This is a genomic window from Nocardioides plantarum, from assembly GCF_006346395.1.
Classification (GTDB): domain Bacteria; phylum Actinomycetota; class Actinomycetes; order Propionibacteriales; family Nocardioidaceae; genus Nocardioides; species Nocardioides plantarum.
On the sequence record NZ_VDMS01000001.1, the window covers coordinates 621378 to 639974 of the forward strand.

The window sequence follows — 18597 nt, forward strand, 5'->3', positions numbered from 1 at the left end:
GGGCGCGAGGATCAGGGGCGTCCCCGATGGTGGGACGGCCGCCCGAGGACCACGCTGGAGCCATGACCACCAACCCCACCGAAGCACCCCCGGACCCGACCGGGCCGCGGGTCACCCGCGACGAGATCCGCGACCTGACCCGGCTGCGCCGCTCCCGCGACGACCGCAAGATCGCCGGCGTCGCCGGCGGCCTGGCCCGTCACCTCGACATCGACCCGGTCATCCCCCGGGTCCTGCTGGTGGTCCTGATCTTCTTCGGCGGCGCCGGCATCCTGCTGTACGCCGTCATCTGGCTCGTCGTGCCCACCGAGGGCACCGAGGAGGTCCCCGTCCGGCTCGACGAGCGCAGTCGCAGCGTCGTCCTGGTCATCGCCGGGGCCATCGCGGCGCTGGCCCTGGTCGGCGACAGCCTCGGCGGGTGGGGACCACCGTGGCCGATCGTGGTGGCCGGGGTGGCGGTCCTCGTGGTGCTACTCGCCCGGGGTGGCGAGCCCCGGCTGCACCCGCTCCTGCGCGAGCCCGTCGTGCCCCCGGGCGGGCCGGCGTACGGGCCTTCTTACGGGCCGGCGTACGTGCCGTCCTACGTGCCGTCGGTCAAGCCCGTGGCGACGCGGCGCCGCGGGCCGGTGCTGTTCTGGTACGCCCTCGCGCTGATCGCGTTGGGCACCGGCACCCTCGGGGTCGTCGACCTCGCCGGGGCGGACGTCGCCGGCTCGGCGTACCCCGCCGTGGCCCTGGGCACGAGCGCCGCGCTGCTGCTGCTCGGCGCGTTCTGGGGACGGGCCGGCGGCCTGATCCTGCTCGGGCTCGTCTCCGCGGTCGCCACGGCCGGGGCCACGGTCGCGGCCGAGGCCGACGCGGGCCACATCGAGGCCACCCCCACCACCGCGAACGGCGTCCAGGACCGCTACGACCTCGCCTTCGGCGCGATCGACCTCGACCTCACCGAGGTCGTCGACCCCGAGGCCCTGGACGGGCGCACCGTCGAGGTCGAGCTGGGCGTCGCGGGCCGGATCGAGGTGCGGGTGCCGGACGACCTCGACGTCGTGGTGCGCAGCACCATCGACGAGGGCTCGGTCCGGGTCTTCGGCGACCGGCTCGGCGACGGCGAGCAGACCACCACCCTCGACGGCGGCGCGGACGCGCCCGAGCTCACGCTCGACGTGAGCACCGTCTTCGGCGAGATCCACGTCATCCGAGAGGACCCGAACCGATGAGCACCCCCACCCCCGATCCCACGTCCGCCCCCACCCCCGACCCCGACCCCGCACGCGGGTCCGGCCGCCACCCGGTCACCATCGCCCACCTCGTCATGGGGGTCGCGTTCGCGGGCCTCACCGTCGTGTGGGCGCTCATCGCCGGTGACGTCGTCCAGGGCGACGACGTGCGCTGGCTGCTGCCGGTGCCGTGGGTCCTGGCCGGCCTCGCCGGCCTGGTCGGCCTGATCACCTCCGACCGGCGCCGCGTCGCCCAGCAGCAGACGGGATGGGTGGGCCCGGCCGGCGAGCCGGCGGGCAGGATGACGGAGTGAGCACTCCCTCCCTCGGCCGGATCACCACCGTCCCCGCCCTCGACCGCACCGACCTCCTCGCCCCTCCCGTCGCCGCCGTCCTGGCCGGCTGGGAGCACGCGGCCGAGGTCGGCGTCGTCGAGATCGACCCCGCCGTCGCCGACACCGCCGCGATGGCCGAGGCCTACGAGATCGGGATGGACACCGGCGCCAACTGCGTCGTGGTCGCCGGGAGGCGCGACGGTCAGGAGCGCGTCGCGGCCTGCCTGGTGCGCGCCGACACCCGCGCCGACGTCAACACCCTCGTCAAGCGCCTGCTCGACGTGCGCAAGTGCTCGTTCCTGCCGATGGACCGCGCCGTCGAGGAGTCCGGCATGGAGTACGGCGGCATCACCCCCGTCGGCCTCCCGGCCGACTGGCGCCTGCTGCTCGACACCCGGGTGGCCGAGATGGACGTGGCCGTCATCGGGTCCGGCGTACGCCGCTCCAAGCTGCTCGTGCCCGGCCGCCTGCTGCCGCTGCTGCCCGGTGCCGAGGTCGTGGAGGGGCTGGCCGGCTGAGCCGTCGCCCATGGGCGACGGGTCACCGCGAGATTGAGATCGACCCGTCGCCCATGGGCGACGGGTGAGCGATAACGGTTGGATCACGAGGGGTCGGAGTCCGTACCGTCGCCGGGTGCGACGCCTCCCTCTCGACCATCCCGGGACGGCGGACCACCGCTCGCCGATGCGGTTCCTCTGGTGGCTGGCCCAGGGCCAGCGGCAGACCCTGCTGGGGGGCATGGCGTTCGGGATCGTGTGGATGAGCTGCCAGGCGGTGATGCCGGCGGTGATCGGGCGTGCCATCGACCGGGGTGTCTCCGATAAGGACGGCTCGGCGCTTCTCGGGTTCGCTGCGCTGATGCTCGGCATCGGTCTGCTGCAGGCGTTCACCGGGATCATGCGCCACCGGTTCGCGGTGACCAACTGGCTCACGGCGGCCTACCGGACCGTGCAGCTGACCGGGCGGCACGCCGTCCACCTGGGCGGCACGCTGTCGCGCAAGGTGTCGACCGGCGAGGTCGTCGCGATCGGCAACAGCGACATCTCCCACCTCGGGCAGGTGATGGACGTCAGCGCCCGGTTCAGCGGGGCCGTCGTGTCGTTCGTGCTGGTGGCGGTGATCCTGCTGCAGACCTCCACGCCGCTCGGGCTCCTGGTGCTGCTGGGCGTGCCCGGCCTGATGCTGCTGATCGGGCCGTTGCTCTCGCCCCTGCAGAAGCGCAGCGCGGCCCAGCGCCAGCTGACCGGCGAGCTGTCCAACACCGCCAGCGACATCGTCGGCGGGCTGCGCGTGCTGCGCGGCGTCGGCGGCGAGGAGGTCTTCCTCGACCGCTACCGCCGCGAGTCGCAGGCCACCCGTCGCGCCGGGGTCTCGGTCGCGCGCGTCCAGTCGCTGCTCGACGCGCTGCAGGTGTTCCTGCCCGGGGTCTTCGTGGTCGTCGTCGTCTGGCTGGGTGCGCGGTACGCCGTCACCGGCCGGATCAGCCCCGGCGAGCTCGTGGCGTTCTACGGCTACGCGGCGTTCCTGATGATCCCGCTGCGCACCGCGACCGAGTTCGCCAACAAGGTCATCCGGGCGCGGGTCTCCGCCTCCCGGGTCTGCCGGCTGCTGGCCCTGGAGCCCGAGGTCGAGGAGCCCGCCACGGCGACCGAGGCTCCCCCGTCCGGCGCCGAGCTCGCCGACGCCCGGTCGGGCCTGCGGGTGCGCCCCGGCACGATGGTCGCCGTCGTGAGCGAGCCCACCGACGACGCGGCCGACCTGGCCGACCGGCTCGGGCTGTGCGCGCCCGAGCCCGACGACGACGTGACGCTGGGCGGCGTACCCCTGACGGCGCTGCCGCGGGCCGACGTACGCCGTCGCATCGTCGTCTCCGACACCGGCGCGACCCTGTTCTCCGGGCGCCTGGGCGACCGCCTCGACGTGACCGGCGCCGGCGGTGCGCGCCTCGAGCGGGCGCTCGAGACCGCCAGCGCCGACGACATCCTCGACGCCCTGCCCGAGCGTCTCGACACCGTCGTCGCCGAGCGCGGCCGTACCTTTTCCGGCGGTCAGCGGCAGCGGCTCGTACTCGCCCGCGTGCTCACCGGCGACCCCGAGGTGCTGGTGCTCGTCGAGCCGACGTCGGCCGTCGACGCCCACACCGAGGCGCGGATCGCGTCGCGGCTGCGCGAGCACCGCGCCGGCCGCACGACCGTCGTGGTCACCAGCAGCCCGCTGATGCTCGACGCCGTCGACGAGGTCGCGTTCCTGCGCGACGGGGTCGTCGTCGCGGTCGGCACCCACGCCGACCTGCTGCGCGAGGTGCCGGCCTATCGCTCGGTCGTCACGCGCGAGGAGGTGACGACGGCATGAGCACCGCCGGGACCAAGCTGCCCGTCGCCGACAGCCGTTCACTGCGCCGCTACGCCGTCGACCTGGCCAAGCGCCACCCACGGCTGCTGTGGAGCGCCCTGGGCCTGCACGTGCTCGCCGCCGTCGCCGGCCTGGCCGCGCCGCGCCTGCTCGGCGGGCTGGTCGAGTCCGTCGAGAACGGCACCACCACCGGCCACGTCGACCGGATCATCCTGCTGCTGGCGGGGTTCCTGGTCCTGCAGACGCTCCTGACGCGCTACGCCCGACTGGTCAGCCAGGTGCTGGGCGAGCAGGTGCTGGCCGAGCTGCGCGAGGACTTCGTCGAGAACACGCTGGCCCTGCCGGTTGGCGTCGTCGAGTCGGCCGGCTCCGGCGACCTGCTGACCCGCACCGGGCGCGACGTCGACCAGCTCGGCTGGTCGGTGCGCTGGGCGCTGCCCGAGTGGACGATCGCGGTCGTCACCGCGGTGCTGACCTTCGCCGCGGCGATCAGCGTCGGGTGGTGGGTGGCCCTGCCGTGCCTGCTCGGCGTGCCACCGCTGGTGATCGGGCTGCGCTGGTACCTCGCCCGCGCCAAGGACGGCTACCTGCGCGAGTCCGCGTCGTACTCGCAGATCAACGCGACCCTCACCGAGACCGTCGAGGGCGCCCGCACCGTCGAGGCCCTCGGCCTCGGACAGGAGCGCGTCGACGCGATCGACGACGACGTGCGCGAGTCGTACGCCGCCGAGCGCTACACGCTGCACCTGCGTACGGTGTTCTTCCCGAGCATGGAGATCAGCTACCTCGTCCCGACCGTGATGACGCTGCTCTTCGGTGGCTACCTCTACACGCAGGGGTCGGTCTCGCTGGGCGACGTCACCGCCGCGACGCTCTACGTGCAGATGCTCATCGACCCCGTCGACCGGGTCGTGGCGATCCTCGACGAGCTGCAGATGGGTGCCGCGTCGCTGGCCCGGCTCCTCGGCGTGGCCCAGGTGCCCGACGACCGCTCGGTGTCGGGACGGGTCCCGAGCGGCGAGGCCATCGCCGCCGACGACGTCCGGTTCTCCTACGTCGAGGGTCGCGACGTCCTGCACGGCATCGACCTCACGGTCGGCGTCGGCGAGCGGATCGCCATGGTCGGCCCCTCCGGGGCGGGCAAGTCGACGCTGGGCCGCCTGCTCGCCGGCATCCACCCGCCGCGCACTGGGTCTGTCACCGTCGGCGGCGTCGGGCTGGTCGAGCTGCCGCTCGGCGACCTGCGCGGCCACGTCGCCCTGGTCACCCAGGAGCACCACGTCTTCGTCGGCACGCTGCGCGACAACCTCGCGCTCGCCGCCCCGCCGGGCGCGGGCGAGGCCGAGGTGCGGTCCGCGCTCGAGGCTGTCGACGCCCTCGACTGGGCCGACGCGCTCCCCGAGGGCCTCGACACGGTGGTCGGCTCAGGGGGTCGCGCGCTGAGCGCGGCCCAGGCCCAGCAGGTCGCGCTCGCGCGCCTGGTCCTCGCCGACCCGCACACCCTGGTGCTCGACGAGGCGACCTCGCTCATCGACCCGCGGGCCGCGCGCCACCTCGAGCGCTCGCTGGCCGCCGTGCTCGAGGGGCGCACCGTGATCGCCATCGCCCACCGGCTCTTCTCGGCCCACGACGCCGACCGCGTCGCGGTCGTCGAGGACGGCCGGATCGCCGAGCTCGGCTCCCACGACGAACTCGTCGCCGCCGACGGCTCCTACGCCGCCCTGTGGCGGTCGTGGAACGGCGGCTGAGCGGGCGCGGCCGGGCTGGCTTGTTACTGACCGTTCGGACTGCTGGGCAGCGCTTCAACGCGCATGCCAGCAGTCGCAACGGTCAGTAACAAGCCCGGTTGACCCCGGGCCGGGCGATCAGTGGGCGTCGAAACCCGTGATCCGGATGCCGGAGTGGATCTTGTACTTCTTGTTGATCGAGATGAGTACGGCGGTCAGCGGCTCGAGCTGACGGGCCAGGCGGAGGCGACCGGCGTCGATGCCGTCACGGCCCGACAGCGAGCGGGCGAGCTCGATGACGACGGCCTTGGCGTCCTTGTCGTCACCCACGACGAGGACGTCCTCGTCCTCGATCAGGTCGCGGTCGCCCCACAGGGTGACCGCCGAGACGTGGTGGAAGGCGCCGACGACGTGGGCACCGGGGGCCAGGCGCTGCGCCGACTCGGCGGCCGAGCCCTCACCGGCGTCGACCACCTGGCCGCTGGGGCCCTGCTTGTCGAAGGCCAGCGGGTTGACGCAGGAGACGACGACCTTGCCGTCGAGAGCGCCGCTCTCGGCAAGCGACGCGACCAGCTCGTCGTGGCCGTCGTACGGGACGGCGAGCAGCACGACGTCGGCGCCGGCCAGCGCGTCGGAGTTGCTCGCGCCGGTGACCTCGCCGGCGCCGTCGACGCCGGCGAGCCGCTCGGTGACCTCGGTGGCGACGGGCACGGCCTTCTCGGCGGCGCGCGAGCCGAGGACGACGGTGTGGCCGTGGCGGGCGAAGCGGTAGCCCAGGCCCTTGCCCTGCGGGCCGGTGCCCCCGATGACGGCGATGCGGTAGCTGCTCATGGCGGCGATGATGCCAGCCACCGGTCACCCCTTCGGAGCCGGACCGCCTCCTGGGCTATCGTGACAGTTCCACTGTCAGTGTCGACTCCCAGGAGCGCCCATGAAGCTGTCCACGATGCTCATGTACGACGGCAACCCGCGTGCCGCCGCCGACCAGGTCGTCGACCTCGAGAGGGCCGGGCTCGACGTGGTCTGGGTCGCCGAGGCCTACGGCTTCGACTCCCCCACGCTCATGGGCTACCTCGCCGCCAAGACCGAGAAGGTCCAGATCGGCTCGGGCATCCTCAACGTCTTCTCCCGCACCCCCGGTGCGCTGCTGCAGACCGTCGCCGGCCTCGACAACGTCTCCGGCGGCCGCGCGATCCTGGGTCTCGGCGCGTCCGGCCCGCAGGTCATCGAGGGCTTCCACGGCATGCCCTACACCCGACCCCTCGGCCGCACCCGCGAGATCATCGAGGTCGTGCGGATGGGCCTGCGCCGCGAGAAGCTCGAGCACCAGGGCCGCGACATCACCCTGCCACTCCCAGCCGACCAGGGACTCGGGCTCGGCAAGCCGCTCAAGCTGCTCACCAAGCCCGAGCGGGCCGACGTACCGATCTGGGTCGCCGCACTCGGCGACAAGAACGTCGAGATGACCGCCGAGCTCGCCGACGGGTGGATGCCGCACCTGGTCTACCCCGAGAAGGTCAAGGAGACCTGGGGCGGTCCGCTCGCGGCCGGTGCGGCCAAGCGCTCGGCCGACCTCGGCCCGCTGCAGATGACCGGCGGCGGCGTCCTCGCGATCGGCGAGGGCCCCGAGGTGAAGTCGATGCTCGACTTCGCCCGACCGATGTTCGCCCTGTACGTCGGCGGCATGGGCGCGCGCGGCAAGAACTTCTACAACGACCTCGCGGTCCAGTACGGCTACGAGAAGGAGGCCGCCGAGATCCAGGACCTCTACCTGTCCGGCAAGAAGGACCAGGCCGCTGCGCTCGTGCCCGAGGAGTGGCTCGAGGCGGCCAACCTCGTCGGCCCCGCGTCGTACGTCGCCGAGCGGGTCGAGGCCTTCCGCGAGGCCGGCATCACCCACCTCAACGTGATGCCCGCCTCCGCCGACCCCGCCAAGACGCTGGCGGAGCTCAAGGAGATCGTCGGCTAACCCGTTGGGAGTTTCACCGCTGGGGCGGTGAAACTCTTGGTTCTAGGACGAAACTTCGTGTGGGCGGCGGGAGTTTCACCACTTGAGCGGAGAATTTCCCAACGCCTGCGCGGATCAGTCGCGCGCAGCCAGCGACCGGGTGATGACCGCGTTGGCGGCGCGCTGGAAGCCGTGGACGACGGCCTCGAGGGTCAGCCGCCGCAACGTGGAGACAGTCTCCTCCAGGCGGCGGGCGTCGTCGGGCGAGGTGCTCTCACGGCGGTAGGGCTCGAGGACCTGCTCGTGCAGGATCGTGGTGAGCTCGTCGGCCAGGGCCTCCATGTGGCGGCGGATGGCGGCCTCGGCGAGGCCGAGGCTCTCGCGCGGCACGTCGACGTCGAGCAGCCCCAGGCCGACCGGCAGCGACGCCATCACCCGCCAGCCGCCGTCGGCCTGCTCGACGGCACCCAGCCGGGTCAGCAGCTCCAGGTCGGCCGCGGAGAGCCGGCGTCCGGCCTTGGCCTCCAGCGCCCGTCGGGTGAGGACCTCCGGGGGCTCGGAGGACCACGAGGTAAGCATCGCGCGCTGCAGCGCGAGCTCCTCGACGCTGGCGTCGACCGGGATGGAACCGAGCACGCGCTCGGCGGCCTGCAGCGTGAACCCGTGGTCCTGCAGCGCGCGGACCAGCTCGAGCCGCGCCCGGTGGACCGGGCCGTAGTAGGCGATGCGCCCCTGCCGCACCGGCGGCGGGACGAGACCGAGGCTGGCGTAGTAGCGCGTGGTGCGGACCGTCGTACCGACGGCGGCGGCGAGCTCGTCGATCGTCAGCAGGTCGGGGTCGACCTCGGGGGCTGCGCTCATGACGATGACAGTAGTACTGTCACATCAAGAGTGGCACACCCGCACTGGCGACACCGATGACCCATGGAGGACAGCATGCCCGAGACCCCGACCATCTACGAGCAGGAGCACGAGGACTTCCGCTCCTCGGTGCGCGCGTTCATGGACAAGGAGGTCGTCCCCCACCACGCCCAGTGGGAGAAGGACGGCCAGGTCAGCCGCGAGGTGTGGACGAAGGCCGGCGAGATGGGCCTGCTGTGCTTCGACGTCGACGAGCAGTACGGCGGCGCCGGCATCAGGGACTTCCGCTACAACGCGATCGTCGCGGAGGAGATCAGTCGGGTCGGCGCGAGCGGGCTCGGCTTCCCGGTCCACACCGACATCATCGTCCCCTACATCAGCTCCCTGGGCACTGAGGAGCAGAAGCAGCGCTGGCTGCCCGGCCTGGTGAGCGGTGAGCTCATCTCCTCGGTCGCGATGACCGAGCCCGGCGCCGGGTCCGACCTGCAGGGCATCCGCACCAGCGCGATCGACAAGGGCGACCACTACGTCCTCAACGGCTCCAAGACCTTCATCTCCAACGGCATCATGAGCGACCTGGTCATCGTCGTGTGCCGCACCGACCCCGACGCCGGCCACCAGGGCATCAGCCTGCTCGTCGTCGAGCGCGGCATGGAGGGCTTCGAGCGCGGCCGCAACCTCGACAAGATGGGCATGAAGGCCCAGGACACCGCCGAGCTGTTCTTCGACAACGTCCTGGTGCCCAAGGAGAACCTCCTCGGCAAGGAGGGCGAGGGCTTCATCCAGCTGATGGTCAACCTGCCCCAGGAGCGCATCTCGATCGCCGCGATCGCCGTCGCCGCGATGGAGAACATCATGGAGATGTGCCTGACCTACGCCAAGGAGCGCGAGGCCTTCGGCAAGCCGATCGGCAAGTTCCAGCACAACCGCTTCATGCTGGCCGAGATGGCCACCGAGGTCTACATCGCCCGCCTGTTCGTCAACGACTGCATCCTCAAGCTCAACGCCGGCGAGGTCGACACCTCGCTGGCGTCGATGGCCAAGTGGTGGACCACCGAGCTGCAGAAGAAGTTCGCCGACCAGGGCGTCCAGCTCCACGGCGGCTACGGCTACATGTCCGAGTACCCCATCTCCAAGGCGTACGTCGACTCCCGCATCCAGACGATCTACGGCGGCACGACCGAGATCCAGAAGGAGATCATCGGCCGGATGCTCGGCGTCTGAGCCGACCCTCCCCGATCGGGAGGAAACCTTCCGCGCGGGTCGCACGTTCGCCACACTGTGGCCACGTGTGACGCGCGCCACGCCTGCAGTCGACGGAACCCACCAGGAGAGACATGCCCCAGAGCCCCGACGTCCTGTCCGAGCGAGCCCGGGTCCAGGCCCTGGTCGAGGGGCGCACCCTGCCCACCGCCCTGGCCGAGACCGCCGCGTCGGCGGCCGACCACCCGGCGTACTCCGACAAGCACGACGTCCCCGAGGGCGAGGCGTGGCGCACCCTGACCTGGAGCCAGACACGCGAGCTGGCGCTCGACGTCGCGGGCGCGCTCATCGGTCTCGGCGTCCAGCCGGGTGACACGGTCGCGATCATGGCGACCAACCGCATCGAGCACTTCGTCGCCGACATCGCGGCCGTGCACGCGGCGGCGACGCCGATGTCGATCTACAACACCCTCTCGCCCGACCAGGTCGCCTACGTCGCCTCCGAGTCGCAGCCCAAGGTCGCGTTCCTCGAGACCCCCGACCACCTCGCGCGCTGGCAGAGGGCGCTGGCCGAGACGCCCAGCACGACGACCGTCGTCCTGATCGACGCCGAGGCGCCGGCCGGCGACGACCGGTTCACGACGTGGACCCAACTGCTGGCCGACGGGGCGGCCTACCGCGCCGAGCACGAGGCCGAGGTCGCCGCCCGCGCCGGCGAGCTGAGCCCCGACTCGCCGGCGACGATCCTCTACACGTCCGGTACGACGGGCAACCCCAAGGGCGTCGTGCTCACGCACCACAACGTGCTCTACGAGGCGCAGTCCACCCTCGAGGCGGCCGGACTGTTCGACCCGCAGGTGGGTGTCAGCTACCTGCCGCTGGCGCACATCGCCGAGCGGGTGCTGGGGCTCTACGGCCCCCAGATCCAGGGCAGCCACGTGCACGCGATCGGCGACCCGTCCCAGCTGCTGGCCACGCTGGGCGAGGTGCACCCGACGGCGTTCTTCGGCGTCCCGCGGGTCTGGGAGAAGATCAAGACCGGCATCTCCGCCAAGCTCGCCGCCGACCCCGACCCGGCCAGCCGCAAGCTGGTCGAGGACGCCATGGCGGCCGGGCTCGCCTATATCTCCGCCCAGGAGGTGGGCGGCGTGATGACCCCCGAGATCGAGCAGGCGTACGCCGAGGCCGACGCCGCCATGCTCGGCTTCCTACGCCTGATCCTCGGGCTCGACCAGGTCACCTGGTGCGGCTCGGCCGCGGCACCGATGCCCGTCGACGTCGCCCGGTTCATGGCCGGGCTGGGGCTGACCGTCTTCGACGTCTACGGCATGACCGAGACCTGCGGCGCGATCACCGCCAACGGCCCCGGCGGCTTCCGTCTCGGCACGGTCGGGCGCGCGACGCCCGGCATGGAGGTCAAGCTCGGCGACGACGCCGAGATCCTCGTGCGCGGACCGGTCGTGACGCCGGGCTACCACCGCCAGGCCGAGGCGACCGCAGCCCTCATCGACGCCGACGGCTGGCTCCACACCGGTGACATCGGCACCCTCGACGACGACGGGTTCTTCGCGGTCGTCGACCGCAAGAAGGAGCTGATCATCACCTCGGCCGGCAAGAACATCGCGCCGTCCAACATCGAGAACTACCTCAAGGAGTCGCCGATCATCGGCCACGCCATGGCCGTGGGCGACAACCGCCCCTACGTCGTGGCGATCCTGACCCTCGACGGCGAGGTCGCCCCGGTCGTCGCCGCCAGCATGGGCATCGAGTTCAGCGACCTCGCCGAGCTCGCCCAGAACCCGCAGATCCTGGCCATCGCCCAGGCCGCCGTCGACGCGGCCAACGAGCGGCTCTCCCGCCCCGAGCAGGTCAAGGCCTTCGAGCTGCTGCCGACCGAGTGGACCGCCGAGTCCGAGGAGCTGACCCCGACGCTCAAGCTCAAGCGGCGCGTGGTCAACACGAAGTACTCCGACGTGCTGGACCGGCTCTACGGCTGAGGCCCGACCCCGTTGGGAGTTTCACCACCGCGGTGGTGAAACTCCTGCCGGTACGACGAAACTTCGTGACAGATGCGGGAGTTTCACCGCTGAAGTGGTGAAACTCCCACCGGGGGCGCTGGGGCGCCCCACACCTCGGCCGACGCAGGTCGAGGTCAGCTCGTCGCGTACTCCTCCCTGAGCCTCCCCTTCACCATCTTGCCGGTGGGGGTGCGAGGCAGCTCGTCGCGGAAGTGGATCTCGCGCGGCACCTTGAAGTGCGCGATCCGCTCGCGGGCGTAGGACGTCAGCTCGGTGGCCAGGGACTCGTCGCCCTCGACGCCGGGGGCCGGCTGCACGAAGGCGACGACGCGCTCCCCCATCTCGTCGTCGGGGACCCCGAGCACGGCGATGTCGAGGACGGCCGGGTGCAGGGAGAAGAGGTCCTCGATCTCCTGCGGGTAGATGTTGACGCCGCCGCTGATGATCATGAAGGCCTGGCGGTCGGTGAGGTAGAGGAAGCCGTCGGGGTCGAGGTAGCCGAGGTCGCCGACGGTGGTCCAGTTGGGGTGGTCCGGGTGCTGCGTGGACGCCGTCTTGTCCGGGTCGTTGTGGTACTCGAACGGGGCGCCCTCGAACTCCTCCCGCTCGAAGTAGAGCGTGCCGATCTCGCCCGCCGGCAGCTCGGCGCCGTCCGGGCCACAGATGCGCGGCCGGCCGATGAGCGGCACCCCGACCGATCCGGGGTGGGCCAGCCACTGCTCGCTGTCGATCATGGTGCCGCCGTTGGCCTCGGTGGAGGCGTAGTACTCGTTGACGATCGGGCCGAGCCACTCGATCATCCGGTGCTTGACCTCGACCGGGCAGGGCGCGGCCGCGTGCACCACGCACCGCAGCGACGACAGGTCGTACGACGCCCGCACCGGCTCGTCGAGCTTGAGCAGCCGCACGAACATCGTCGGGACCATCTGGGTGTGCGTGACCCGGTGCTCCTGGACGGCCGCGAGGAAGTCCTCCGGGTCGAACCTCTCCATCATCACCAGCGTCCCGCCGAGCGCGTGCACGACGCCGCCGAACCGCAGCGGCGCCGCGTGGTAGACCGGCGCCGGCGACAGGTAGACCGTCGAGGTGTCGAAGCCGTAGAGCCCGCCGAAGATGGTGACGTACTTGTAGCCCGGCTCGTCGACGGCGTAGTCGGGCAGCGGCAGCTTGATGCCCTTGGGTCGCCCGGTCGTGCCGGAGGAGTAGAGCAGGTCGTCGCCGTGCGGCTGCTCGGGGAGCGGGTCGTCGCCGGCGTCGGCCAGCGCGGCCTCGTAGTCGCCGTACGACGCGACCGGGCCGCCGAAGGCCAGCCGCTCCTCGACGTCGACGTCGAGGGCCTCGACGAGCGCAGCCTTGGCCGCTGAGACCACCAGGGCCCGCGCCCCGCAGTCGCGCACGATGTAGGACGCCTCGTCGGCGCTGAGGTGGTGGTTGACGGCGGTGATGTAGAGACCCGAGCGCAGCGCCGCCCAGTAGACCTCGTAGGCCTCCGGCGTGTTGTCGCTGACCAGGGCGACGACGTCGCCGGGCCGCAGGCCCGCCGCGCGCAGCCGGTGGGCCAGGCGCAGGCTGCGGTCGTCGAGCTCGGCGTAGGTCAGGGTGCGGCCGGACCCGGCCATCACCAGGGCGGGCTTGTCGGGGTGGGTCGTGGCCCAGGTGCCGGGATACATGTCACGACTGTGTCAGTCGCCACGTCAGGGAACCAGAGATGAGTTTGCGTCCCGGCGCCGGTCTATCGGGGGAAACCCCGATGCCGAACGTCGACACCCCTGGAAGGGTGACTCCATGCACCGTCAGATCGCCGGTCGGCTGACCGGCCGCATCACCAAGTGGATCGTGCTCGTCGGGGTGCTCGTCATCGCCGGCCTCATGGGCTCCTTCAGCTCCCAGCTGGCCGACGTCCAGAACAACGAGGCGTCCTCGTGGCTCCCCGAGTCCGCCGAGTCCACCAAGGTGGCCGACGCCCTGTCCGCGACGGTCGACCCCAACGACATCCCGACGCTCGTGGTCTACAGCCGCGACGAGCCGCTCAGCGACGACGACTTCGCCGCCATCGAGGAGCAGGCCGGCAAGATCGCCGAGATCTCCGGCGTCACCGAGGCCGGCGTGCTGACCCCGGCCAAGGCCGAGCAGCTGGCCGCGACCGGCGCCCCGGTCCCCCCGCTGGTCTCCGAGGACGGCGAGGTGGCCTACGTCTACCTCACCTTCAACTTCGGCAAGGACGGGTGGGCCAAGATCCCGGCCGCAGCCGACGAGATCCGCGACATCGCCACGATCGACGGCGTCCAGGTCCACCTCGCCGGGTTCGGCGGGCAGGCCGCCGATGCCGCCGAGGTGTTCGAGGGGGTCGACGGCGCCCTGCTCGGCGCCACGTTCCTCGTCGTCATCGTCATCCTGCTCTTCACCTACCGCAGCCCGGTGCTGTGGGTCCTCCCCATCGTCAGCGCGGCGGTCGCCTACACCGTGGCCGCCGGCGTCATCTACCTGCTCGCCAAGTACGCCGGCCTCACCGTCAACGGGCAGAGCCAGGCGATCCTCGGCATCCTGGTCATCGGCGCGGGCACCGACTACGCCCTGCTGCTCGTCGCCCGCTACCGCGAGGAGCTGCGCCGCCACGAGGACCGGCACGAGGCCATGGCGTTCGCCCTGCACCGCGCGGCGCCGGCGATCCTGGCCAGCGCGGCGACCGTGGTCGTCGGCCTGCTGTGCCTGGTCTTCGCCGACCTCAACTCCACCGCCGGGCTCGGCCCGGTCCTGGCCGTCGGGGTCGCGGTCACCGTGCTGGTGATGGTCACCCTGCTGCCGGCCATGCTCGTCATCTGCGGACGGTGGCTGTTCTGGCCGATGCGACCCCGGTTCGGCAGCCCCGAGCCGACCGCGTCCGGGTTCTGGTCTCGGGTCGGCAACCGCATCGTGCCCCGGGCCCGCATGGTCTGGGTGGTGACGGCCGGGATCCTGGTCCTCGCCTGCCTCGGCCTGTTCAAGCTCGACGCGTCGGGCATGTCGACCGAGGACAGCTACACCAAGGAGTTCGACTCCATCATCGGGCAGCGCATCCTCACCGAGCACGGGCTCCAGGACTCCTCCAACACCGTGCAGGTGGTGGCCGAGACCGACCGGTTCGACGAGGTCACGGCCGCGCTCGAGAGCGTCGACGGACTCGGGTCGCTCACCGAGGTCCGTGACATCGGCGGTGGCCGGTCCTACGTCGAGGCCGCCCTCTCCGAGGACATCTCGTCACCGGCCGCGTTCGACATCGTCGAGGCGACGCGCGACGCCGTCCACGGCATCGACGGTGCGGGTGCGCTCGTCGGCGGCGGGTCGGCGTTCTACCTCGACACCAAGGTCGCCTCCAACCGCGACAACCTGGTGATCATCCCGATCGTCCTGGTGGTCGTGTTCCTGATCCTGATCGGACTGTTGCGCTCGCTTCTCGCACCGGTCCTGCTCATGGGCACGGTGGTGCTGTCGTTCGGTGCCGCGCTCGGCATCTCCACGGTGCTGTTCCAGGAGGTGTTCACCCGGCTGCCGATCTTCGACAACGCCGACGGGTTCAACTACGCCGATCCCGGGTTCCCCCTGTTCACGTTCGTGTTCCTGGTGGCGCTCGGCATCGACTACAACATCTTCCTGATGACCCGGATCCGCGAGGAGACCGCCACCCACGGCACCCGACGCGGCACGCTCATCGGGCTGTCGTCGACCGGCGGCGTCATCACCTCGGCCGGCCTGGTGCTGGCCGCGACCTTCCTGGTGCTGGGCACGATCCCGTTCGTGTTCCTCACCGAGCTCGGCGTCGCGGTCGCGCTCGGCGTCCTGCTCGACACGCTCATCGTCCGCTCGGTCCTGGTGACCGCCCTCAACCTCGACCTCGGCGGCCGGATCTGGTGGCCGAGCAGGCTCGACGCCGACAACCGGCCGCTGGAGCCGGAGGACGACGAGCCGACCAAGGAGTCGGTCGGCGTGTGACCACCTTCTCAAAGCCTGCCTAGAACACGTTCCGCCCAGCGGGCCACCCGGTCCGCCGGCGGGGGGTGAGCGTTACCGTTGACCGAGATGAGCGACGCCGCCCCCACCCCCCAGCAGGTACGCCGCGCCCTGGCACGCGCCGAGCGGGGCGCCGCACTCGACGTGGCCGAGGCCACCGTGCTGCTGGCCGCCACCGGCGCCGACCTCGACCGGCTGACCGCCGCCGCGGCCAAGGTGCGCGACGCGGGCCTGGTGCACGCGGGGCGTCCGGGCGTGGTGACCTACTCGCCCAAGGTCTTCATCCCGATCACCAAGCTGTGCCGCGACCGGTGCCACTACTGCACGTTCGTGGAGACCCCGGGACACGCGGCCCGCGAGGGCCGTGAGCCGTTCATGTCGCCCGACGAGATCCTCGAGATCGCCACCCAGGGCGCCGCGATGGGGTGCCTCGAGGCGCTGTTCACGCTCGGCGACCGGCCCGAGGACCGCTGGCCCGAGGCCCGCGACTGGCTCGACTCCAAGGGCTACGACTCCACCCTCGCCTACGTGCGCGCGATGGCCGTGCGGGTGCTCGAGGAGACCGGGCTGCTGCCCCACCTCAACCCCGGCGTCATGTCGTGGGAGGAGATGAACCGCCTCAAGCCCGTCTCGCCCTCGATGGGGATGATGCTCGAGACCACCTCGCGTCGGCTGTTCGAGACCAAGGGCGAGGCCCACTTCGGCTCCCCCGACAAGGACCCCGCGGTCCGCCTGCGCGTGCTCGAGGACGCCGGGCGCCTGTCGATCCCCTTCACCACCGGCCTGCTGGTCGGCATCGGCGAGACGCTCACCGAGCGGGCCGAGACGATCTTCGCGCTGCGCAAGGTCTCCACCCAGTTCGCCTCCGTGCAGGAGGTGATCGTGCAGAACTTCCGCGCCAAGCCCGACACCGCGATGCGTCACACCGACGACCTCGACCTCGACGACTACCGCGCCGCGATCGCGGTCACCCGTCTCGTCCTGGGGCCCAAGGCCCGGGTCCAGGCGCCGCCCAACCTCGTCGACCTGGCCGAGTGCCGCGCCCTGCTCGACGCCGGCGTCGACGACTGGGGCGGGGTCTCACCCCTGACGCCCGACCACGTCAATCCCGAGCGTCCCTGGCCCTCGCTCGAGCGGCTCCGCTCGATCACGGCCGAGTGCGGCTTCGACCTGCAGGCCCGGCTCACCGTGCACCCCGAGTACGTGCGCGCCGGCGAGCCGTGGCTCGACCCGCGCGTCTCGGCCCACGTCGCGGCGCTCGCGACCGACGAAGGGCTCGCCGTGCCCGGCGTACGGCCCGTGGGGTCGCCGTGGCAGGAGCCCGACGGTGGGTTCGCGTCCGTGGGCCGCACCGACCTGCACGCCTCGGTCGACGCCGAGGGCCGCACCGACGACCGCCGCTCCGACTTCGCCGACGTCTACGGCGACTGGGACCAGGTCAAGGACGCCGCCGCCGGCACCTCCCTGATCGACGGCGCCCCGTCGGTGCTGCACGCCGAGGGCCGCGAGGCCCTGGCCGCCGCCGAGGCCGACCCGGGCCACCTGTCCGACGAGCACGCGCTGACCCTGATGACGGCCGAGGGACCGCTGCTCGACCAGGTGGTCGCGCTCGCCGACGGCCTGCGCCGCGACGTGGTCGGCGACGACGTGACCTACGTGGTCAACCGCAACATCAACTTCACCAACGTCTGCTACGTCGGCTGCCGGTTCTGCGCGTTCGCCCAGCGGCGTACCGACGCCGACGCCTACTCGCTCTCGCTCGACGAGGTCGCCGACCGCGCCGTCGAGGCCTGGGACCTCGGCGCCACCGAGGTCTGCATGCAGGGCGGCATCGACCCCGAGCTGCCCGCCACGGCGTACTTCGACCTCGTCTCCGCGGTCAAGCAGCGCGTGCCCGACATGCACGTGCACGCCTTCAGCCCGATGGAGGTGGTCAACGGCACCGCCCGCACCGGCCTGTCGGTCGAGGACTTCCTGATCAAGGCCCGCGAGGCCGGCCTCGGCTCCCTGCCCGGCACGGCCGCGGAGATCCTCGACGACGAGGTCCGCTGGGTGCTCACCAAGGGCAAGCTGCCGGCACGCTCCTGGATCGACATCGTGAGCACCGCTCACCGCGTCGGCATCCCGACGACCTCGACGATGATGTACGGCCACGTCGACAACCCCCGACACTGGGTCGGCCACCTGCGCGTGCTGTCCCGCATCCAGGACGAGACCGGTGGCTTCACCGAGTTCGTGCCGCTGCCGTTCATCCACACCAGCGCGCCGATCTACCTCGCCGGCGTCGCGCGCCCCGGCCCCACCCAGCGCGACAACCTGGCGGTCCACGCGATGGCGCGCATCCTGCTCCACGGCCGCATCGACAACATCCAGACCTCGTGGGTCAAGCTCGGCGTCGACGGGACCCGCGCGATGCTCCGCGCCGGCGCCAACGACGTCGGCGGCACCCTGATGGAGGAGACCATCTCGCGGATGGCCGGTTCCGAGCACGGCTCGGCCAAGACTGTCGCCGAGCTCGTCGAGATCGGGGCCGGCATCGACCGCCCGGTCCGCGAGCGCACCACCCTGTACGGCGTACCCGCGACGCGCTGAACCGGCTCAGCCGGTCTCCGGCACCGTCGACCACGGCTCCTGAGAGCCCTCTTCACGACGGTTTCCGTTGCGCCCGTGGGGGTGAGGCGATGGTCCCGGCTGAACGGCAGGGTCGGGGTCGCCCGAGATCCGGGCCGGGCCCACACCCCCACACGCGGGCCCACCAGCAGTCAGGAGCAACACCATGGGCTTCCTTCTTTGGATCCTTGCCGTCATCCTCGTCGTCGTCGGCGTCGTCCAGCTCATCCAGGGACAGATCCTCTTCGGCATCGTCCTCATCGTCGTCGGCCTGGCCATCGGCCCCGGCGGCTGGAGCATCTTCAACAGCCGCAAGGGAAGCCGCGTCTGACGCTCGTG

At 71.7% G+C, this 18597-nt stretch carries 14 protein-coding genes; 11 read left to right on the forward strand and 3 right to left on the reverse strand.

Annotated features, from left to right (window positions below; genetic code table 11):
- The first annotated feature begins 62 nt into the window (after nt 1-62).
- The 5 genes from FJQ56_RS02820 (at nt 63) to FJQ56_RS02840 (ending at nt 5652) form a co-directional block, all read left to right on the forward strand.
- Complete coding sequence (locus FJQ56_RS02820; protein ID WP_170215238.1) at nt 63-1217, forward strand: PspC domain-containing protein; 1155 nt, start codon at nt 63-65, stop codon at nt 1215-1217.
- On the forward strand, nt 1214-1531 hold the full coding sequence (locus tag FJQ56_RS02825) for a hotdog family protein (RefSeq protein ID WP_140007678.1): 318 nt from the start codon (nt 1214-1216) through the stop codon (nt 1529-1531). Before FJQ56_RS02820 ends, FJQ56_RS02825 begins: the two co-directional genes overlap by 4 nt.
- A complete protein-coding gene (locus tag FJQ56_RS02830; RefSeq protein ID WP_140007679.1) occupies nt 1528-2070 on the forward strand; it encodes a YbaK/EbsC family protein in 543 nt (180 codons plus the stop codon). Before FJQ56_RS02825 ends, FJQ56_RS02830 begins: the two co-directional genes overlap by 4 nt.
- 115 nt (nt 2071-2185) lie before the next feature.
- A complete protein-coding gene (locus FJQ56_RS02835) occupies nt 2186-3904 on the forward strand; it encodes an ABC transporter ATP-binding protein (RefSeq protein ID WP_246083958.1) in 1719 nt (572 codons plus the stop codon).
- On the forward strand, nt 3901-5652 hold the full coding sequence (locus FJQ56_RS02840) for an ABC transporter ATP-binding protein (protein WP_140007680.1): 1752 nt from the start codon (nt 3901-3903) through the stop codon (nt 5650-5652). Before FJQ56_RS02835 ends, FJQ56_RS02840 begins: the two co-directional genes overlap by 4 nt.
- 117 nt (nt 5653-5769) lie before the next feature.
- On the opposite strand, the gene npdG is transcribed toward FJQ56_RS02840, so the two are convergent.
- Entirely contained in the window at nt 5770-6462 is a 693-nt protein-coding gene (gene npdG / locus FJQ56_RS02845; RefSeq protein WP_140009666.1) for an NADPH-dependent F420 reductase, read from the reverse strand.
- A gap of 100 nt (nt 6463-6562) precedes the next feature.
- Here npdG and FJQ56_RS02850 point away from each other — a divergent pair, with 100 nt between their 5' ends.
- Nucleotides 6563-7600 (forward strand): LLM class F420-dependent oxidoreductase, encoded by a 1038-nt coding sequence (locus FJQ56_RS02850; protein WP_140007681.1) that lies wholly within the window; start codon nt 6563-6565, stop codon nt 7598-7600.
- Nucleotides 7601-7714: 114 nt separating this feature from the next.
- On the opposite strand, the gene FJQ56_RS02855 is transcribed toward FJQ56_RS02850, so the two are convergent.
- On the reverse strand, nt 7715-8440 hold the full coding sequence (locus FJQ56_RS02855) for a MerR family transcriptional regulator (RefSeq protein ID WP_140007682.1): 726 nt from the start codon (nt 8438-8440) through the stop codon (nt 7715-7717).
- 75 nt (nt 8441-8515) lie between these two features.
- Here FJQ56_RS02855 and FJQ56_RS02860 point away from each other — a divergent pair, with 75 nt between their 5' ends.
- The gene (locus FJQ56_RS02860) at nt 8516-9664 is read left to right on the forward strand and encodes an acyl-CoA dehydrogenase family protein (protein ID WP_140007683.1); all 1149 of its coding nucleotides are present in this window, start codon (nt 8516-8518) and stop codon (nt 9662-9664) included.
- Between the two features lie 113 nt (nt 9665-9777).
- Entirely contained in the window at nt 9778-11640 is a 1863-nt protein-coding gene (locus tag FJQ56_RS02865; protein ID WP_140007684.1) for an AMP-dependent synthetase/ligase, read from the forward strand.
- Between the two features lie 155 nt (nt 11641-11795).
- Here the strand turns inward: FJQ56_RS02865 and FJQ56_RS02870 are convergent, their stop codons facing one another.
- Nucleotides 11796-13331: an acyl-CoA synthetase gene (locus FJQ56_RS02870; RefSeq protein ID WP_140007685.1), complete on the reverse strand. Its 1536-nt coding sequence runs from the start codon at nt 13329-13331 to the stop codon at nt 11796-11798.
- Between the two features lie 115 nt (nt 13332-13446).
- Between FJQ56_RS02870 and FJQ56_RS02875 the strand changes: the two genes are divergently transcribed.
- The 3 genes from FJQ56_RS02875 (at nt 13447) to FJQ56_RS21985 (ending at nt 18589) form a co-directional block, all read left to right on the forward strand.
- On the forward strand, nt 13447-15630 hold the full coding sequence (locus FJQ56_RS02875) for an MMPL family transporter (RefSeq protein WP_140007686.1): 2184 nt from the start codon (nt 13447-13449) through the stop codon (nt 15628-15630).
- Nucleotides 15631-15717: 87 nt separating this feature from the next.
- Nucleotides 15718-18240 carry a bifunctional FO biosynthesis protein CofGH gene (locus FJQ56_RS02880; protein ID WP_140007687.1) on the forward strand — a complete coding sequence of 841 codons (2523 nt, stop codon included), beginning with the start codon at nt 15718-15720 and terminating at the stop codon, nt 18238-18240.
- Nucleotides 18241-18424: 184 nt separating this feature from the next.
- Nucleotides 18425-18589, forward strand: a complete 165-nt coding sequence (locus FJQ56_RS21985; protein WP_170215239.1) for a GPGG-motif small membrane protein — start codon at nt 18425-18427, stop codon at nt 18587-18589.
- Nucleotides 18590-18597 lie beyond the last annotated feature (8 nt).